The 18,713-nt window shown below is 69.9% G+C and carries 16 protein-coding genes, 1 tRNA gene and 3 pseudogenes; 5 read left to right on the top strand and 15 right to left on the bottom strand.

The genetic code is table 11. The features are described from left to right. Nucleotides 1–5 precede the first annotated feature (5 nt). The 8 genes from AB0L56_RS30020 to AB0L56_RS29985 all read right to left on the bottom strand — a co-directional run bounded on the left by AB0L56_RS30020 (nt 6) and on the right by AB0L56_RS29985 (nt 8,133). Complete coding sequence (locus AB0L56_RS30020; protein ID WP_365428901.1) at nt 6–986, bottom strand: MCE family protein; 981 nt, start codon at nt 984–986, stop codon at nt 6–8. A 110-nt stretch (nt 987–1,096) separates the two neighbouring features. Beyond that, nucleotides 1,097–2,134 (bottom strand): MlaD family protein, encoded by a 1,038-nt coding sequence (locus AB0L56_RS30015; RefSeq protein ID WP_365428863.1) that lies wholly within the window; start codon nt 2,132–2,134, stop codon nt 1,097–1,099. After that, nucleotides 2,131–3,375 (bottom strand): MCE family protein, encoded by a 1,245-nt coding sequence (locus AB0L56_RS30010; RefSeq protein ID WP_365428860.1) that lies wholly within the window; start codon nt 3,373–3,375, stop codon nt 2,131–2,133. The genes AB0L56_RS30015 and AB0L56_RS30010 overlap by 4 nt, the downstream gene beginning before the upstream one ends. A 5-nt stretch (nt 3,376–3,380) precedes the next feature. Beyond that, on the bottom strand, nt 3,381–4,202 hold the full coding sequence (locus tag AB0L56_RS30005; protein WP_365428857.1) for an ABC transporter permease: 822 nt from the start codon (nt 4,200–4,202) through the stop codon (nt 3,381–3,383). Nucleotides 4,203–4,205: 3 nt separating this feature from the next. After that, complete coding sequence (locus tag AB0L56_RS30000) at nt 4,206–4,976, bottom strand: ABC transporter permease (protein ID WP_361027771.1); 771 nt, start codon at nt 4,974–4,976, stop codon at nt 4,206–4,208. After that, complete coding sequence (locus AB0L56_RS29995) at nt 4,973–5,902, bottom strand: ABC transporter ATP-binding protein (RefSeq protein ID WP_365428853.1); 930 nt, start codon at nt 5,900–5,902, stop codon at nt 4,973–4,975. Before AB0L56_RS29995 ends, AB0L56_RS30000 begins: the two co-directional genes overlap by 4 nt. Before the next feature lie 109 nt (nt 5,903–6,011). Beyond that, nucleotides 6,012–7,070: a sigma-70 family RNA polymerase sigma factor gene (locus AB0L56_RS29990; protein ID WP_365428850.1), complete on the bottom strand. Its 1,059-nt coding sequence runs from the start codon at nt 7,068–7,070 to the stop codon at nt 6,012–6,014. Between the two features lie 52 nt (nt 7,071–7,122). Beyond that, entirely contained in the window at nt 7,123–8,133 is a 1,011-nt protein-coding gene (locus AB0L56_RS29985; protein WP_365428899.1) for a lytic transglycosylase domain-containing protein, read from the bottom strand. 567 nt (nt 8,134–8,700) lie between these two features. Between AB0L56_RS29985 and AB0L56_RS29980 the strand changes: the two are divergent. The 3 genes and pseudogenes from AB0L56_RS29980 to AB0L56_RS29970 all read left to right on the top strand — a co-directional run. Next, nucleotides 8,701–8,921, top strand: a pseudogene (locus AB0L56_RS29980) (phosphotyrosine protein phosphatase); the annotation flags it as partial. Nucleotides 8,922–9,113: 192 nt separating this feature from the next. Then, nucleotides 9,114–9,195, top strand: a tRNA-OTHER gene (locus AB0L56_RS29975). 250 nt (nt 9,196–9,445) lie between these two features. Then, nucleotides 9,446–9,721: a hypothetical protein gene (locus AB0L56_RS29970; protein ID WP_365428847.1), complete on the top strand. Its 276-nt coding sequence runs from the start codon at nt 9,446–9,448 to the stop codon at nt 9,719–9,721. 77 nt (nt 9,722–9,798) lie between these two features. On the opposite strand, the gene AB0L56_RS29965 is transcribed toward AB0L56_RS29970, so the two are convergent. The 6 genes and pseudogenes from AB0L56_RS29965 to AB0L56_RS29940 all read right to left on the bottom strand — a co-directional run bounded on the left by AB0L56_RS29965 (nt 9,799) and on the right by AB0L56_RS29940 (nt 14,739). Then, nucleotides 9,799–10,611, bottom strand: a complete 813-nt coding sequence (locus AB0L56_RS29965) for a maleylpyruvate isomerase family mycothiol-dependent enzyme (protein ID WP_365428896.1) — start codon at nt 10,609–10,611, stop codon at nt 9,799–9,801. A 246-nt stretch (nt 10,612–10,857) separates the two neighbouring features. Beyond that, nucleotides 10,858–11,018, bottom strand: a pseudogene (locus tag AB0L56_RS29960) (helix-turn-helix domain-containing protein); the annotation flags it as partial. Nucleotides 11,019–11,074: 56 nt separating this feature from the next. Further along, entirely contained in the window at nt 11,075–11,770 is a 696-nt protein-coding gene (locus AB0L56_RS29955; protein ID WP_361027886.1) for an alpha/beta hydrolase, read from the bottom strand. Nucleotides 11,771–11,872: 102 nt separating this feature from the next. Next, nucleotides 11,873–11,971, bottom strand: a pseudogene (locus AB0L56_RS29950) (IS5/IS1182 family transposase); the annotation flags it as partial. A 60-nt stretch (nt 11,972–12,031) separates the two neighbouring features. Next, the gene (locus AB0L56_RS29945; protein ID WP_365428844.1) at nt 12,032–13,066 is read right to left on the bottom strand and encodes an AsnC family transcriptional regulator; all 1,035 of its coding nucleotides are present in this window, start codon (nt 13,064–13,066) and stop codon (nt 12,032–12,034) included. Between the two features lie 5 nt (nt 13,067–13,071). Beyond that, nucleotides 13,072–14,739 carry an amidohydrolase family protein gene (locus tag AB0L56_RS29940; protein WP_365428841.1) on the bottom strand — a complete coding sequence of 556 codons (1,668 nt, stop codon included), beginning with the start codon at nt 14,737–14,739 and terminating at the stop codon, nt 13,072–13,074. Nucleotides 14,740–15,012: 273 nt separating this feature from the next. Here AB0L56_RS29940 and AB0L56_RS29935 point away from each other — a divergent pair, with 273 nt between their 5' ends. Both AB0L56_RS29935 and AB0L56_RS29930 read left to right on the top strand, forming a co-directional pair. Next, on the top strand, nt 15,013–16,170 hold the full coding sequence (locus AB0L56_RS29935; RefSeq protein WP_365428838.1) for an NAD(P)/FAD-dependent oxidoreductase: 1,158 nt from the start codon (nt 15,013–15,015) through the stop codon (nt 16,168–16,170). Nucleotides 16,171–16,288: 118 nt separating this feature from the next. Next, nucleotides 16,289–17,704: a cytosine permease gene (locus tag AB0L56_RS29930; protein WP_365428835.1), complete on the top strand. Its 1,416-nt coding sequence runs from the start codon at nt 16,289–16,291 to the stop codon at nt 17,702–17,704. Nucleotides 17,705–17,763: 59 nt separating this feature from the next. On the opposite strand, the gene AB0L56_RS29925 is transcribed toward AB0L56_RS29930, so the two are convergent. Then, nucleotides 17,764–18,594 carry an alpha/beta hydrolase gene (locus AB0L56_RS29925; RefSeq protein WP_365428832.1) on the bottom strand — a complete coding sequence of 277 codons (831 nt, stop codon included), beginning with the start codon at nt 18,592–18,594 and terminating at the stop codon, nt 17,764–17,766. Nucleotides 18,595–18,713 lie beyond the last annotated feature (119 nt).

The following is an 18,713-nucleotide window of genomic DNA, read 5'->3' as shown; positions in this document are numbered from 1 at the left end:
TTTCCTCACGGGGTGCCTCCCGTCCTGGGCACCACGGGTGCCGCTACCAGGTTCTGGATGTAGCTGTCGAACCAGCGGCCGTTGCCGAGGGTGTTGGAGAAGACCCGGACGTAGGGGGCGAGCAGTTCCACGCTGCGGTCGAGGCTCTTCTGGTTGCGTTCCAGCATCTTCACGAACGTGTTCAGGTTCCTCAGCGCGGGGCCGATCTCCTTGCGGTTGTCCTCGACCAGCCCGGACAGTTCGACACCGAGCTCGGCGGAGGACGTCAGCAGCTTGTGGATCGCCTTGCGGCGCTTGCTGATCTCCTTGAACAGCTCGTTGCCGTCCTCGACCATGGCGCTGAAGTCGCCGGAGCGTTCGGCCAGCACGCCGCTGACGCCGTTCGCCCGGCCGAGGAGTTCACCGAGTTCCTTGTCCCGCGAGGCGACCGTCCGGGAGATCTTCGACAGGCCCTTGACGGAGGCACGCACCTCTTCGGGCGAGTCCTGGAAGGTGTCCGAGAGAGTGTCCAGCGCCTTCGCCAGCCGCTGGGTGTCGACCTCCTCCGTCGTGGTCGTCAGATCACTGAACGCCTCCACCACGTCGTAGGCCGGGACCGTCCGCCGCAGCGGGATCTCGCTGCCCGCCGGGAGCTGCCCGGGGCCCTCGGGGTGCAGGGCGAGGTACTTGGCGCCGAGGATGGTCTCCACCCGGATCGACGCGCCGGTCTCCCGGCCGAACTCCGGTTCGCCGCGCAGCTTGAACATCACCTTGACGTGGTCGCCGTCCAGGTCGACGGTCTCCACCTTGCCGACCTTCACCCCGGCGATCCGCACTTCGTCCCCGGGCTTCAGCCCGCCCGCCTCCGAGAAGGCCGCGCTGTAGCGCGTGCCGCCACCGATCAGCGGCAGGTCGTCGGCGTTGAAGGCGGCGACGGTCAGCAGCGCGAGGACGGTCAGTCCGACGGCGCCGACGACCAGCGGACTGCGCTCCCGGAACGGCTTCATCCGGGGCCCGCGCCCCTTGCGGCGCCGCGGCCTCGGCAGTCGCGGCGGCCCGATCCGCGTCTTCGCCGACGGCTCCGGCCCGCCCTTCCGGCGAGGGAGAAAACGTATGCTCATTCCCCGCACCTCGCCCGTGCCACGTGCAGCCGCGGAGTGAGCACCTCGTCGCTGCCCGGCAGCACGACCCGGCCGTCGAAGTCGCACAGGTAGAAGTTGAACCACGAGCCGTAGGACGCCGTCCCGGTCAGCTCGTTGAGCTTGTTCGGCAGCCGCTTCAGCACGCCCTCCACGGTCTTCTCGTTCTCGTTCAGGTTTCCGGTGAGCTCGTTCAGCTCGGCGATGTCGTCCTTCAGCGGCGGCCGGGCGTCCTTCAGCAGCCCCGAGGTGGCATCCGCGAGGTCACCGATGCTCACCAGCGACTTGCCGAGCGGCTTGCGGTCGGCGGACAGCCCGGATATCACCCGCCGCAACTGTTTGAGCAGGCCGGAGAACCGGCCGCTGCGCCGGTCGAGTGTGGTGAGCACCGAGTTGAGGTTGGTGATGACCGAGCCGATCAGCTCGTCGCGGCCGGCGAGCGTCGTGGTGAGCGACGCGGTGTGCGCGAGCAGGCTGTTCACCGTGCCGCCCTCGCCCTGCAGGGTCTTGATGATCTCGGTGGCGAGCTGGTTGACGTCCTCCGGGCTGAGCGCGGCGAACAGCGGCTTGAAGCCGTTCAGCAGCACGTTGAGGTCCAGTGCGGGCTGTGTCCGGGACAGCGGGATGGTGCCGCCCGGCCGCAGCCGGGTGCCGTCGCCCGAGCCCTCGGTGAGCGCGACGTACCGCCGGCCGACCAGGTTCCGGTAGCGCACTACCGCGCCGGTCGTGGTCAGCAGCGGCCGGTCGGCGCGGACGCCGAAGGTGATCTCGGCGCGGGTCCGGTCCTTGATCCGGATGTCCTCGACCTCACCGACCCGCACCCCGGCGACCCGGATGTCGTCGCCCTCCTCCAGGCCGGTGACATCGCTGAACACCGCCCGGTAGGAGTGCTTCGGCTCGAAGGAGATGTTGACGATGGTGGCGGCGAGCAGGGCCGTCGCCAGGATCGTCACCAGGGCGAACAGGCTGAACTTGACCAGCGGAGCCACGGTCTGCCGGGCCTTGGACGTGCTCATGCGACGCTCACCGCCGTTCCCCGGGCGAGCGGGCCGAAGAGCAGCGTCGTCACGGGCGGGACCTCGTCCGCCGGCACGCCCAGCACGGGCGCGACGAGCGAGCCGACCGCCCGCTGCTCGGCCGCGGTGGCGGACACCGGCGACGGACCGCCCGATCCACCCGGAGCGGCCGATCTCGCGCCGTCGTCGAGGTCGGTGTGCGGTGCGGGCACCTGCGGACGGGGCATGCCGTGGCAGTTCGGGCCGGACCGCTCGCCGTAGACGGGTTCCTCGCCGAGCTCGTACGCCGGCCGGGCACGGACCACCTCCAGGGTGATCCGCATCCTGCCGCCCCGGAAGGCCTCCTCCGCCGCCTTGCTCTGCCGCACCAGCCCGGCCAGCAGGCACGGGTACTGGGGGGAGTAGCGGGCGAACAGGTCCAGCGTGGGGCGGGAGACCCGGCCCAGGGTGATCAGCCGGTCGCCGTTGGCGTCGAGGAACTTCCGCCCGGCCCCGGCGACGGTCGCCGTGGTGTGCAGCGCCGAGGCCAGGCGGTCCTTCTTCTCGACCAGGGTGCGACTGGTGGTGACGGTGTTGCGCAGGACGCGCAGCAGGTCCGGTGCCGCGTCGCCGTACACCTCCGCCACGTCCGCGAACCGCGAGATGTCCTCCTTCAGCGACGGCAGATGGGGATTGAGTTCGCGCAGATAGGCCTCCAGCCGGGTGAGGTTGTCACCGATCCGGTCACCGCGGCCCTCCAGCGCGCCCGCGAACGCGGAGAGCGTGGCGTTGAGTTCACCGGGCTCGACCGTGCGCAGCAGCGGCAGCAGGTCGTTCATCAGCTGCTGGACCTCCATGCCGACCGTCGTACGGTCCTGGGTGATGACGTCCCCGGCGCGGATCGGCCGGGCGGTGGAGCGGGCGGGCGCCACCAGGTCGACGTACTTCTCGCCGAACAGCGTCTTGGGCAGCAGCCGCGCCCGTACGTCCGACGGGATGTGCGCGACGTGCTCGGGCTTCAGGGCGAGGTCGAGGGTCGCCTTCGTGCCGTCCGCGTGCACCGCGCGCACCTCGCCGACCAGCAGCCCCCGCAGCTTGACGTCGGCGCGCGGATCGAGCTGGTTGCCGAGCCGGCCGACTTCCAGCGTGACCCGGACGACGGGCGTGAACGCCTGCTGGTAGACGGCCACCGCGAGGGACAGCAGCAGCGCGAGCACGGCGATGAACACGACGCCGTACAGCCTCAGTCTCGTCGCTCCCACCGCGCTCACCCCGCGATCCGTACGGTCGTGCTGGCGCCCCAGATCGCCAGGGACAGGAAGAAGTCGAGGACGTTGATCGCCACGATCGAGGTGCGCACCCCACGGCCCACCGCGACGCCGACTCCCGCCGGGCCGCCGCTCGCGTGGTAGCCGTAGTAGCAGTGCACCAGGATGATCAGGACCGCGAAGACGATCACCTTGCCGAATGACCAGAACACGTCGACCGGAGGCAGGTACTGGTGGAAATAGTGGTCGTAGGTACCCGTCGACTGCCCGTGGTAGGCGGTGGTGATGGTCCGCGCGGCCAGGTACGAGGACAGCAGCCCGACCACGTACAGGGGGATCACGGCGACGAACCCGGCGATCATCCGGGTCGTCACCAGGAACGGCAGTGAGGGGACGCCCATCACCTCGAGCGCGTCGGTCTCCTCACTGATCCGCATCGCGCCGAGCTGCGCTGTGAACCCGGCCCCGACCGTCGCCGACAGGGCGAGCCCGGCCACCAGCGGGGCGATCTCCCGGGTATTGAAGTACGCCGACAGGAAGGCCACGAAGTTGGAGGTGCCGAGCTGGTTGAGGGCCGCGTAGCCCTGGAGGCCGACCTCGGTGCCGGTGAAGAACGACAGGAAGGCGATCACGCCGACCGTGCCGCCCACCACGGCCAGCGCACCGCGGCCGAAGCTCACCTCGGCCAGCAGCCGCAGCACCTCCTTCTTGTAGCGGCGCAGAGTGCGGCCCGTCCACGCGAGTGACCGGCCGTAGAAGGACAGTTGGGCGCCCAGCTCCTCCAGGGAGCGCAGCGGGCGTTCGAGGAGTCGTCGTCGCATCGGCTAACCCCTCTGCGGGACGACCTGGAAGTACACCGCGGTCATCACGAAGTTGGTCACGAACAGCAACATGAAGGTGATCACCACGGACTGGTTCACGGCGTCGCCCACACCCTTGGGTCCGCCAGCGGCGGTGAGCCCCTTGTACGAGGCGACGATCCCGGCGATCGCCCCGAACACCAGCGCCTTCAACTCGGCCGCCCACAGGTCGGACAGCTGGGCGAGAGTGGTGAAGGAAGCCAGGTAGGCGCCCGGAGTGCCGTTCTGCAGCACCACGTTGAAGAAGTAGCCGCCCGCCACGCCGACCACCGACACCAGGCCGTTCAGCAGCACGGCCACCAGCATCGAGGCGAGCACGCGCGGCACGACGAGCCGGTGGATCGGGTCGATGCCGAGCACCTGCATGGCGTCGATCTCCTCACGGATCTTCCGCGCCCCGAGGTCCGCGCAGATCGCCGTGCCGCCCGCGCCCGCGATCAGCAGCGCGGTGACGATCGGGGAGGCCTCCCGCAGCACCGCGAGGACCGAGGCCGCGCCAGCGAAGGACTGCGCACCCAACTGCCGGGTCAGGCTGCCGATCTGCAGGGCGATGACCGCCCCGAAGGGGATGGAGACGAGGGCCGTCGGCAAGATGGTGACGCTCGCCACGAACCACGTCTGCTGGATGAACTCCCGCGCCTGGAAAGGGCGTCGCGGCAGCGTCCGCAGCACGTCCAGGGCCAGCGCGAACAGACTGCCGGTGTGCCGGAGCGCTCCGGTGGGTGACAGGCTCATGCGTCGGCCGCCTCCTTCCGGTGCAGCTCCGCCTCGCGCCGCGCGATCGCCTCCCAGCGGGGCGGGCGGCCGATGTCCGGTCCCGGCAGCAGGCGGGGCGAGAGCTCCGGGACGCGTCCGCCGTCGTCGAGCTGCGCGAGCTCCTGCTCGACCTGCGCGGCGTCCTTCTCCTCCGCCATGCCGATCGGGCCCTGCATCCTGCCGTGCAGGAACTGCCGTACGACGGGCTCGTCACTGGTCAGCAGCGTCTCGCGGGGCCCGAACAGCACCAGTTCGCGCCGGAACAGCAGCCCGATGTTGTCCGGGACCTGGCGGGCCGAGGCGATGTCGTGCGTGACGATCAGGAACGTCGCGTCGATCTGGGCGTTGAGGTCGACGATCAGCTGGTTGAGGTAGGCGACGCGCACCGGGTCCAGGCCCGAGTCCGGTTCGTCGAAGAGGATGATCTCCGGGTCGAGCACCAGGGCGCGGGCCAGCCCTGCCCGCTTGCGCATGCCGCCGCTGATCTCGCCGGGCAGCTTCTCCTCGGCGCCGAGCAGCCCGACCATGTCCATCTTCTCCAGCACGACGCGCCGGATGTCGCTCTCGGACCTGCGGGTGTGCTCGCGCAGCGGGAAGGCGATGTTGTCGTACAGATTCATCGAGCCGAACAGCGCGCCGTCCTGGAACAGCACCCCGAACAGCTTCCGCACCTCGTAGAGCTCGTGCTCGCGCAGCTCGGTGATGTCGCGCCCGGCGACCTTCACCGAGCCCCGGTCCGGCTTGAGCAGCCCCACGAGCGTCTTGAGGAACACCGACTTGCCCGTCCCCGAAGGGCCGAGCAGCACCGAGACCTCCCCGGCGGGCAGCGTCAGCGAGACGTCCTGCCAGATGACCTGGTGGCCGAAGGACTTGGTCAGCCCTTCCACACAGATCTCGACACCCATCCGGTTTCACCCTTCGCCCCTGGAGCAGCTCCGACATCTGCTCTACGGGGAGGGGAGGGGCGTCCGTCGTGGCGAACGAAGATTTTTTTACGGACGCATGTACGGGGAGCTACGGCAGCTTCGGTGACAGCGTGCGCGGAGGCGTCTTCGGGGCGGGAACGGAGAGCGGAGCGGCCTGTACGGCCGAAGCCCGGGGAAGCGACGGGACCGACGAGGCGGCCGACTCCGTCGGCAAGCCCGGCGCGGCGGTCGGCAGGCTCGGCGCCTTCGGCACCTCGGGCACCTGCGGGACCTGCGGCGCCGACAGCTCAGCGAGCGGGGACGCGGACACCTCTGGCAGGGACGGCACCGACACCGACAGGAACGTTCCGCCGGTGCGTGAGGGCGTCCGGCCCCAGGCCCCGGACGCCGGGGACAAGGGGGTGGGCGTCCTGGAGGCGCGCCCCCGGCCCGTGGCCTCGCTGCCCAGGACCGGCGTGTCGCTGGACACGGCCGGCCGCGGCGCCGGACCTTTCCCGTTTCCGCCCGCGTCGAGCGCGTACGGCAGCACGAACCCCGCGACCGTCAGGGTCGCCGCCGTCGAGGTGACCGCGACCGCCTGGGCATGGCCGCCCCCGCGCGGCCGCCCGCGCCCGACCAGGAACAGCACCAACCCGAGCGTCCCGGTCAGCGTGGCGCGCAGCGTCCGCCGGGCCCGGGCGAGCAGCGACTCGACGGTCCGGTAGCTGAGCCCCATCCGCACCGCGACCTGGCTCACGTCCAGGTCCTCGGACCTCAGCCGGAGCGCCTCCGCCTGCCGGGCGGGCAGCTCACCGCTGCGCACGGCGAGCCACTTCGCCTCGGCTCGGTCGCACACCGCCTCCTCGACGGGTACCGGGCCCGGCACGACGAGTGTGGGACGACTGCCCACCTCGGCCTCGCGGTTGACCTGCCGGTACCGGTCGACGCACAGCCGCATCGTCACCGTCGTCAGCCAGGCGCCGAGCCGCTCGTCGTCGAGGCCCGGGCGCTCCGCGGCCCGCAGCATCGCCTCGTGAACGGCGTCCTCGGCGTCCTCCTGGCTCATGGATCGCCGCCGGGCCACCTTGAGCAGCTGCTCGCGATGGCTCCACATGCGCTGCCAACGCTCGTCGGTGGCCGCTCTGTCCGCAGGCATGTCCGTTGCCATGAGGGCTCCTTCGCACTCACCCCCCGGTCCTGTGCTTCCGACGGTGGCGACATTACCTCCGAGTAGTGGCGGTTGTGGAGGGGGAGACACCCATCGTGTTCCGGCCGTTGCCAGTGGTCAGCGGCCCCGCGTCGGGCAGCACACCGCCGCCGGGCAGCGTGAGGGTCGGTTCGGGGACAGGAACCAGCGGTGTCCCGGACTCCTTCGGGATGCCGGCCTTGGGGGACGGGCTGGGGGAGGGCGAGGTGGGCGACGTCGACGGCGTGCGCGAAGGACCGGGGTCCGGCTTCCGGTCGTCCGACGCCTTCGGCTTCTCCGGACGGGACGGCTTCGGCCGGTCCGACCGGGATCCGTCGGACGCGTCCGGCACCACGCGGTGTCCGGTCAGGTAGTACGCGTACCACGCCTTGACGGTGCGCAGATAGGCGTGCGAGTGGTTGTAGCCCAGGACCGCCCGGTCCAGGTCGGCGGGGTTCGACAGGTCCCGGCCGCCCGCGCACAGGTAGCGGCCGGCGGCGAGCGCCGCGTCGTAGACGTTGTTCGGGTCCGTCCGTCCGTCGCCGTTGCCGTCCGCTCCCCAGCGGACCCAGGTGGACGGGATGAACTGCATCGGGCCGACCGCGCGGTCGTACACCGCGTCCCCGTCGTACGCGCCGCCGTCGGTGTCCGCCACTACGGCGAAGGCGCCGCCGGTCAGCCGCGGGCCGAGAATGGGCGTCACGGCCGTACCGTCCCGGGCCACCCGGCCGCCCCGTCCATGCCCGGACTCCACCTGGCCGATCGCGGCCAGCAGCTGCCAGCGCAGCCGGCAGCGTGGTGCGCTGCGCGCCAGTTCATCCTCGGCACGCCGGTACGCGGCGAACACGCTCGCGGGCAGGGCACCGCCGCCCGCCACTTCCTGTGCCGAGCCCTTCTTCCGCGTCCGCAGCGGGGGAAGAACGGTGCGGTACGGAGTGTCGCCGGACACGCTGAGGCCGTGCTCGGCGGGTGCCGCCCTCCGCGGGGGCTCCGCGGTCTCGGCCGAGACCGCCCCCGGCGCCTGCGACGCGGTCAGCACGGCCATCGCCGCCGCCGCGATCGCCGTACCCCTGGCACCCCTCAGTGCCCCCTTGAGTGCACGCGCTGTCACTGTGCAACCCCCTCCGTGGGTGAATCCGTTGCCTGCTCTACGCGGCCGGAGGGCAGGTCCGTCGCGCGGAACCAAAGGATCCCCGCGGCCGGACCGCCTCCGCGCCGTCGCCCTCATGACCTCCGGCGATCGGCGCCTTTCGCTCCTGGCACGGGCCGCTTCATCGGAGTCGGCGGACCACCGATTGGCGGCGAGAATGCTGATCTCTGCCGTACCGCGTCTCGACCCCAACGGTTCGATCGTGGGGGCGCCGCGCCGAGACGCCGACCTGTCGATCCGTCCGAAGGACGCGCATCAGGCCACGCCCGCCCCGACGCACCGGAGTTGCAACCACTGCCGGACGGTCCATGCCCTCGACACCGAGGACTGTCCGGGGTGTGACGACGGTGTGCGCCCTCGGCCCTGAGGGGGAGTCAGAAGCAAAACCACGCGCGACGCGTCGGGCGGAGGCGGCCACCGCCGGAAATGGAGCGGGCGGTCACGCAGAGTCCACCAATCATGATCCTCACCGTCGACGCGGTGAAGGAATCCGACGTGTGCGTCACGATGGGCTGCGGCGACACCTGTCCGGTCTTCCCCGGCAAGCGTTACCTGACTGGAAGCTGGACGACCCCGCCGACCAGGGCGTCGAGGCCGTACGTCCCATCCGCGACCAGATCAAGACGGTGGTCGTGGACCTGATCACCCGGATCGCGCCGGCGAAACCGGAAGCCACAGCGTAAGCGCCTTACGCGCGGCACTGACCGGATCGGTTGGGCAAGCGCAAGCCGACAACGGCGGCTCTTGCCAGTGTGGTTCGGGGTGCGGACCCACGATGCCTTCCGGAATACATACAGCACACATGAGGCCGAGAAGCGCTGCGAACACGCGAGAACTGGCGAGGCGTGTTTCCGCAAGCCAACCACTCTTCATCGGTAGTTTGCGCAGGTCGCGACACCCGCCGAGAGAAAACTCCTGAAGCGGGTGTCGCAGGTTCGAATCCTGCCGGGGGCACCAAAGTAGTCATATTCAAACCTTCGACACCCCGAACGGAGGTAGAGAGGCCAGCAGAGAGACCCCCAGCGGACACGCTGGGGGTCTTCTTGCTGGTCGACGAGGCTGGACACTCCAGGATCTCCCTCAGCCGAGCCTGCCCCTCTGCACGATCACCCAAGGCCGTGCGCCCCGCGTCCAGGACGTCACCGTCGAGCAACGTGTCGAGCGGCTCGGCATACTCGCTGTGGACGCCGTCCTCATGGATCCTGAGGTGAGTGAAGAACGCCTGGTTGAGAAGCCTGCGCACGAAGTGATCGGCAGCCAGGTATGCCGCGTGGCAGTCACGGGCAAGGTCCAGTGCGCGGGTGAGGTTGGCTTCGATCTTGTCGAACTCGGCTGTGGCTGCGCTCAGCCGCTGATCAGTGGTGGCAAGCTGGCTGGTGATGCGGTCCTGCTCGCCGGCGATGAGATCCAGCGGCACAGCTCCGCTGTAGATCGCCTCGACCAGCTTGCGACGCTGCTCGGCGCCATCGGGTCCAGCGTGTAAACGCGCGGCGCCAGCATCGCTCCTCGCATCTCGAGGAAGCTCAATGTGCTTCCTGGGCGGGACCGGGCAAGCGTCCGTCATGGTGCGGTGAACAATGCGGGGAAACCCGGCGCGAGCCAGGGCTTGCGCCCCCAGGCGAGGACCTTGCCGCGGGCGATGGCACCGGTGGAACTGCGCCTGCCCAGTGCGAGCAGGAAGAATGTGATCGGTTCGATCATGATCGTGCAGTCCGGCCGGCGCGGGGGCTCGGCGTGCACGACCACCGTGCCGTTGGTGAACATCACTGTGAGCCGAGAGAGGCCGCGCAACCTTAGCTCGTAACAGGCACTGTGCCCGTCAGCCGCTCGCACATCGACGACACGGGGCATCGCAGTGATCAGAAACGGCATCGCCAAATCAACCCTGTCACGGTCGATCATGTGTGGTTGGCCAAGTGCCGCTGCGATGTCATAGCCGTGCCCCAGCATGTGGGTCAGCAGGTAGGAGCCAAGGGTTCCCAAGTCCATGGGCCCCAGCGGTGTCACCGTCGGGGTGTCCGCCGACCGCAGGCCGGCCGCCTCGGTGAATGCCCGCGCATGCCGGACGATGCCGCTCGCCAGGACGGAGGTGTCGCGTTCGGGGAACGAAACCAGCGAGGCGGCGTTGGCCGCCGCAAGTCCCCCTGGTGTGCCGTCGCCGTACACCTGCTCACGCCCTGCGGCAAGGGCAGCCATCAACTTGTTGGCCAGGACCAGATGCGCCGCAGACTCTCCAACCGTCCACTCAGCACCAGGAATGGGCACCGTGGCATCTGTACACGGCCGGAGCAATCCGGCTATCTCTTCGGCTACGACACAAATGGCTTCAGGCAGCCGCGATCGCGTGGCAGCCTCACGATGAGGGGCGTTCATGGAAGGGAAGGGTGGACCAGCCCTTCGCATCTGTCCATCCGTCCCGGCCGAACTCCTGGGCGATTCGGCCGCAAGCAAGGCCGGGTGCCCGGGGCTCCTCCCGGGCACCCACCATCCACCGACCGCAGCACGGTTCTGTTCCTGCGGCGGGGGGCCGGCCGCCGCACCCTCCTGCCTGTCGTCCACAGACCGGGCCCATGTCCATGTCGCACCGCGAACCCTGGACGGCATACCGACGCAGCGGTGGTTGCGCCACCTATTGCCCGTCCGGATGTTGATCCCGACGCGTCTGCACGCCTCGGCACTGCTCAGGCCCTGGTCCATGAGCCGGAAGTATTCCTCCCGTTCACGCCCAGCTTCTTACGGCCTTGGGCCACCGTCCGCACCTTGCGGATCTCGAACTCCATCGCACCCCTTGAACTGGGGTGTTGCGACGACTCCTAGGGCGTGTATCCGAAGTGGATCAAGTTCTAGCGGTGAGCTCGATGAGGTGGCGGGCGGTGCCGGCAGGATCGATGATCTGATGGAGGTGTGCTCCGGGCAGGTGTGCAACACGCCAGCCGCGTTCGCCCGCCTGGTCGGCGAGGCCGTCATACGGAGGGCCGAACAGCAAGTAGGAGCAGGGATGGTCGTCCCAGCCGTCGGGGACCGGGATGTGCTGCTCGTAGTAGGAGAGCGGCAGGGTGGGCTGCTCCTCGATGACGGTCTGCCGCGCCATCGGATCAGAGAACATGGGTGCGACGTCTGCCTCGTCCCACCAGTCGGTCCAGCGCGGCAGCCTGCCGTTCACCGCCATCGGGCGGAGGAACTCCAGCAACTCGGGTGAGGCGACAGGGGTCGGTCCGATCGGGGCCGGCAGCGCGGCATCGACGAAGACCGAGCCGGCCACCGGCTGGTCGAGGCCCGAGCGAATCACCGGGAGAAACAAGCCTGCGTTGCTGTGTGCTACCAACGTGACGGGGCTGTCGGCCGGGACCTGCCGGAGGTCGTCGCGGACGGTGTCGACGATGCGGGGCCAGAAGGGCGGAGCGCCGGCGCCTATGTGCAGCAGGGACGGCACCCGCACCTGGTATCCCGCCGCCGTCAGGTGGTCGGCCACCGGCTGCCAGGTCGAGGGGCCTACGGACGGACTGTGCACGAGAACGAAGATCGGCTGCATGTGACGATCCTGTCGCCCATGCCGTCGCAGGCGCGACAGTCTTGGCCGACAGCAGAACGCTTCCCTTGGAAGAAGCCGATGCGCCGTCACAGCACGGAGGTCCTGCCACGGGATGCCGGTGCGGACCCGAAACCGTATGCCGTCGATCAGCTGCCGCCTGGCCCACGTCGGCGGCCGTCCGGGCTTCTTGCCCTTCGGCAACAGCGGTTCGAGCGGGAACGGCTCAGGCGCGAAGGAGACAGGGCGCGCCGCGACCCCGCCTCACGGCCGCCGTTCCGCGGGGCGCACGGCGCGGTAGTACAGGTCCAGGCACATGAGCAGTTCGGTCTGTTCCACGCCCGGCAGGGTTCTGATCTCGGAGTCGATCAGTCGCATGACGTCCTGGGCGTCGCGGCAGACGGCCTCGGCGAAGATGTCGAAGCGGCCGGCGCAGGCCACGACGTAGGTGATGGACGGGATCTTGGTGAGGAGCTGGGCGAGGGCTTGGATGCCTTGGCCCGGGCGGCAGCGGATGGCCACCCAGACCTGCATCTCGAAGCCGAGGCTGCGCGGGTTGGCGATGGCGGTGATGCGCAGGACGCGGTCGCCGAGCATGCGGGTGACGCGCTTGCGGACCTGGGACTCGGAGATGCCCACCGTCTCCGCGATGCCCTGGAAGGGGAGCCGGCCGTCCAGGCTGAGTTCCCCGATGATCTGCCGGTCGGTGGCGTCGAGTGAGGCGGCCTGCGTGCTGTCGCCTTCCTCCGTCCGCTCCGGCGCCGCCTTCTCCTGGGCCACGTCCCAGGCCGGTTCCTGGTAGTGGAGCTGGAGGTAGGGGAAGACCTCGGCCGATCCGACGCCCGGTGTCCGGGTCAGGGTGTCGTGGACGACGGTCAGCAGTTCCGCCGTGTCACGGCACAGCACCTCCACGAGCGCGTCGTAACGGCCCGTGGTGATGACGGCGTAGTCGACGGCGGGCAGCTCCGCGAGGGAGTTCATGAGCGGTTTGACGGCCTGGCCGCCGTCGAAGCCGAGGCCGACGAGGGCCATCACCGGAAAGCCGAGGAGGCCGGGGTCGGCGACCGCCGTGATCTGGATGACGTTGTCGTCGAGGAGCTGGTTGACCTTGCGGCGGACCGTCTTCTCCGGTACGCCGAGGTCGCGGGCCATGCCGGCGAAGGACCGGCGTCCGTCCGCCTGCAGGAGGCGGATGAGTTGGCGGTCGAGTTCGGTGAGCCGCGAGTCCACCTCGTCCTGGTCGGGCAGCGGCAGCGAGCCGTCGAGAAAGCGGGAGACGAGGTGCGAGGGGCCGCGCATGGCAGTCATCGTATCGGCGCGGCTTCGTGGACGAGGCGCCCGGCGAGATACACCTCGTCGACGCGGACGTCGAGCAGTTCGTCCGTCGAGCAGGCGAAGGGGTCGCGGTCCAGGACGATGACGTCGGCGTGCTTGCCCGCCTCCAGAGAGCCGTAGCTGTCGCCCTCGCCGAGGGTCCGGGCGGCGTTGACAGTGTGCATGCGCAGGGCCTCGGTGAGGGTGATCTCCTGGTCGGCGTCGAGGATCTCGCCCAGGAACGACTGGCGGCGCAGGGTGCACCAGATGCTGAAGAACGGGTTCGTCGCGCGCTCCTCGGAGCCGATCCAGACGTCCGAGCTGCCGGTGATCGGCCAGCCCTCGTCCAGCAGGCGCCGGAACGGGAAGCGGCCGAGCCGGCCGTAGTCGCCGAGGTAGGCGGGGAAGAAGTCGCCGAAGGTGTAGAGGAAGACCGGCTGCGGGACGGGGATGATGCCCGCCTTGCGCCACAGTGCGGTCGCCGCCGGGTCCGGAAGGAAGTTGCCGGCGTGCTCGACGCGGGGAGCGGGGACTCCGGCGGGGGCACCGCCCGCGGCGGCGACGGCCTCGCAGACCTCTTCCTGGGCGCGGTCGCCGTTGGCGTGGACGGCGAGCTGGAGGCCGGCCTCCGCGGTACGACGCAGCGCCTCACCGATCTGATCGAGGCTCAGGGCCACTTCGCCGCAGTGGTGGTGGCCGGCGTGGTCGTCGTTGACGTAGGGCTGCTTGACGGCGGCGCTGGCGGCGGAGTAGCCGCCGTCGGCGAACATCTTGACGCCGTGGATGCGCAGCAGCTCCTCGGGAGAGTTGAGGTCCAGCCACTCGCGGTGGGTGCACGCCTCGTCCAGGGAGACCGTGCCGGGGGCCCAGAGATAGATGCGCAGCCGGGTGCCCAGCTCGCCGTCCTGGTGCAGGCGGTCCATGGCCCGCAGTCCGTCCACCGATTCGGAGATCTCGCCGATGGTGGTCACTCCGTGGGCCGTGAACAGCTCGCGCACGCCGCGCTCGATGGCGTGGTGCAGCGCGTCGCCGGAGAGCCGGGGGAGCGGCAGGAGGTTGTCCATCTCCTTGACGACGCCGGTGGGTTCCCCGGTCTCGTCCCGCAGGACCGTGGGCAGTCCGGTGATGCTGTAGTCGGCCTCGCGGTAGTCGCGGTCGATGCCGGCCAGCTCCAGGCCGCGGCTGTTGAGGACGGTGATGTGGCCCCCGGCGCGTACGGCGATGGCCACCTCCGTGCTGACCGAGTCGAGCTCGGCGCGGGTCGGCAGGCGCTTGTCGGCGAGCTTCTGGTCGAAGAAGAGGTTGGCCTGGCCGACCAGCCAGCCGTCGACCGCCTCGTCGAGGTGTGCGCGGAGGGTGGCGAGGACGTCGGCGACGGAGCCGCAGCGCGGTGCCCGGCAGTCGACGGTCTGGTAGTGCGTACGGGCGGCGACCTCCATATGGGCGTGCACGTCGACGAAGCCCGGCATGACGGGACGGTCGCCGACATCGTGCACCCGGGTGCCGGGGCCGATGTGGGCGCCGGCGTCCTCCTTGGGGCCGGTGGCGACGATGACCCCGTCCCGTACGGCGACGAAGCCGGGGCCCATCTGCTCGCCCTCGGTCATCCGGATCACCTTGTCCGAGATCAGGACGAGCTCCGCGGTGCCCTCGCTCATGTACGCCTCCTCGATGGTCCGCCCGACGGGGGCTGTCGTTGGAGCGAGAACGTAATCGCGCACCCCGCCGCACGTCAATGACTGATTCAACCCGTAGATCCACTACGTATAACGAATTCGACCCTTGACAGCGCCTCGAATGACTGATTCCGTTCGGGCATCGCGAAATGTGCGGCCTTTCCGCCACCGCTCGCGCCGGTGATCTCCCACGGCATCGCCGTACCGGACACCGCGCCTGGACACCAGCACTCGTCACTTCTGCATGGAGGCCCCATGTCATCGCCCACCCGTCACGCCGAAATCGCCGGAGGCGGCCTCGCCGGCCTGACCACGGCGACCGCCCTGGCCCAGCGCGGCTGGAGCGTGCGCCTGCACGAGCGCGGCCGTGAGCTGCGCGAGATCGGCGCCGGCATCTTCATGTGGGAGAACGCCCTGCGCGTCCTCGAGGAGATCGGCGCCTTCGACGAAGCCGTCCACCGCGCCGAGCGCATCGACAGCTGGCGGCTCTACGACGAGCGCCAACGCCGTCTCCAGGACGACTGGATGAAGGGCGGCGACACCCGCCTGTTCACCGTGCTGCGGCCCGACCTGCACCGGGCGCTCGCCAACGCGGCCACCAAGGCCGGGGTCGAGATCGTCACCGACTCGCTGGTCGCTGGCGCCAACCCCGACGGCGAGCTGATCCTGGAGAACGGCAAGGTCCTCAAGGCCGACCTCGTCGTCGGCGCGGACGGCGTCGGCTCGCCCGTGCGCAACTCGGTCGGTCTGAACCTCGTCGTCCGTGACCTGGAGGACGGCTGCATGCGCAGCCTCATCCCCAGGCTGCCGCACGACCCGGTCGACAACGCCCTGGAGTACTGGAACGGCGGCCGGCGCGTGGGCGTCGTCCCCGTCACCCCCGAGCAGGTCTACATCTACACCTGCTGCCCCTCCAGCGACCTCGTCGGACGCGAGCGGCCGTTCAACAAGGAGTCCTGGACCGAGTCGTTCCCGCACCTGCGGAGCATCTTCGACCGCATCCCGGACGTCTCCCGCTGGGCCTCGTTCTCCGATGTCCGCTGCCACCGCTGGGTCAACGGGCACGTCGCCCTCGTCGGCGACGCCGCCAGCGCCATGTCGCCCAACCTCGGACAGGCCGCCTGCCTGGCGATGACCAACGGCTACGGCCTGGCCCTGATGCTGGAGGGCAAGACCGACGTGCCCAGCGGGCTGCTCGCCTGGGAGGCGCGCCAGCGTCCGGTCACGGACGCGACCCAGCGCTACTCCCGGCTGTACGGCCGCGTCGGCACCCGCTGGCCGCGCCCCGTCGCCGACGTCCGTTCCGCCCTGGTCTGGGCGGCCGGACGGTCCAAGCGCTGGCAGGAGCGGGTCAACGTCGCCGCACACCAGGGCGCCGAGTCGGTCCGCCCGAGCCTCCGCCGGGCCGGCTGACCCACTTGAGCGGACAGGGCACCGCACCGCTCGCGGCGCCCCTCCCGTGAAGCATCACACACCCCGCTGAACCAAGGACCCCTTTAGCATCATGCGCAAAGCAGGAGGAAAAACCGTTATGGCACACAACCCCTCGGGTGCCTTGATGGACGGTGTGGAGAGGCGGTCCATCGACCACGTCCCCTCCACTGAGCGCCACGGCAAGGCGTGGCACCAGGGCCCGTTCTGGCTGACCGGCGGCTTCATGCTGCCGTCCATGCTGATCGGTTTCCTCGGCCCGTCCATGGGGCTGGGCATGGGCTGGTCGCTGATCGCCGTCATCTCCGGTATGGCGTTCGGCACACTGTTCATGGCACTGCACGCCAACCAGGGCCCCCGCCTCGGCCTCCCCCAGATGATCCAGTCGCGCGCCCAGTTCGGTTCGCGCGGGGCGATCTTCCCGCTGGCCATGGCCGTCTTCATCTACATCGGCTACAACGTCTTCCAGATGGTGCTGGCCGGCGACGCGCTGTCGATGTTCCTGCCGGGCGAGAAGATCTGGTACGTCGTCCTGGCGGTGGTGGCGGTCGTGATCGCCGTCGTCGGGCACGACCTCCTGCACACCGTGCAGCGCTACTTCAGCTACCTCACCATAACGATCTTCGCGGTCGTCACCGTCGCGGCCGTCGTGTATTACCCGATGGGCGACGCCACTCCCGTCGCCACCGGATTCTCCGGTGCCGCCTTCCTCGCCCAGTTCGCCGCGGCGGGCGGCTACCAGATCAGCTACGGCATCTACGTCTCGGACTACTCCCGCTACCTCCCCGAGAACATCCCGGACGGCAAGCTGATCGGCTGGACGTTCCTCGGCGGATTCACCGGTGCCGCCTGGCTCGGCAGCCTCGGTGCGATCTTCGCCTCCTATGTCCCGGCGCCGGACGCGCTGCGCCAGCTGCACCTGGTCGGCGACACCGTCTTCCCCGGGTTCGGCGCGGTGGCGGTCCTCGCCACCCTGCCCGCACTGATCGGCACCTCCGGCGTCAACGCGTACGGAGCGATGCTCAGCGCCACCACGGTCCTGGACGGCATCAAGCGCGTGAACCCCACCCTGCGGCTCCGCGTCGTCGGCGTATGCGCGGTGGGCGCGGTGGGACTGGGCATCACCCTGAGCATGCCCGCCGCCTACATGCACAGCTTCCACACCTTCATCGCCGTCATGTGCTACCTGCTGGTGCCGTGGACCGCCGTCAATCTCGTGGACTTCTACGTGGTCCGGCGCGGCCGCTACGCCATCGCCGACATCATCGATCCGCACGGCCGCTACGGCCACTGGGCCTGGCGCGGGTTGACCGCCTACTTCGGCGGCTTCGTGTCCATGATCCCCTTCGTCACCCTCAGCTTCTACACGGGCCCGGTGACAAAGGCCCTCGGCGGCGCCGACCTCGCGTTCGTCGTCGGACTCCTCGTCTCCGGGGTGCTCTACTACTACATCGCCCGAGGCGTCGAGCAGCACGGTGCCTCCCTCCCCACCGAGGAGGTACGTATCCCCGCGTAGTAACACGCCCCGCGCCCGGCCCGCTGAGGGCCGGGCGCGGCCACATGAATAAGTCCAATTCATCGGCTGTCCTTGCAACGGTCGTACGGGGGGAGGGTGTCGAGGAAGGTTCGGACCGTTGTGGCGAACGCCGTGGGGTCGGTTTCGTGGACCGTGTGGCCGGTCGCGAGTTTCGCGAGGCGGGTGTGGGGGCGGCGGGCTGCCATTTCCTTGGCGTGGGCCTCGGTGAGCGTGCGGCTTCTGGTGCCGTGGATGAGCAGGGCGGGGCAGTCGCTGGCGAGCCAGTCGTCCCAGTGGTCGCCGTTCTCCTGGCTCACGGAGGCGACCATGTCCTCCGGACGGAAGGCAAGGCCCCAGCCGTCGGCGTACTCGCGGATGGCGCCGGTGACGTAGCGGGCCGAGTCTCCGAGTTGGTCCAGCAGCTCCGTGCGGGTGGGTGTCCGGTGCGGCCATGACAGGCAGAAGGTCAGGTCGTCGTCGGCCCTGGCGCCGATGTCCTCGATGATGAGCGCGCTCACCAGGTCCGGGTGGCGGGCGGCGAGTTGGTAGGCGTTGACACCGCCCAAAGAGTGGCCGAGGACCACCGTTCGCTCCAGGCCGAGGTGAGCGATGAGCGTGGCCGCGTCCTGGATGTAGCCCTCTCGGGAGAAGTCGGGTGTCCTGTCGGAGAAGCCGTGTCCACGCTGGTCGGGCGCCACGACACGCCAGTCCGGGTACAGCGCCCGCGCCAGAGGGGCGAACGTGCGGCCCTCGCTGAAGTGGCCGTGCAGCGCGAGCAGCGGTCGCCCGGGGCCTCCGAAGTCGAGGTAGGAGAGGCGGCGGCTCTGCGGTGCCTTCAGTGTTACGGCGGCACGGACGGGTTCGGGTTCGGTTCGGGATGTCGGCGTCATGCGGTCAGGCTGCCGTCGTCCTCGGGGCGCGCCACCGGCCGTGGGGGGGGGCGCGCCCGGGGGGGGGGGGGCGCCGCCGGGGGGGGGGGGGGGGGGTGGGGGGGGGGGGGTGGGGAGGA

Origin of the sequence: Streptomyces sp. NPDC052079 (genome assembly GCF_040680275.1) — a bacterium.
Lineage (GTDB): Bacteria > Actinomycetota > Actinomycetes > Streptomycetales > Streptomycetaceae > Streptomyces.
This window is presented reverse-complemented; position numbering and strand designations above follow the sequence as displayed.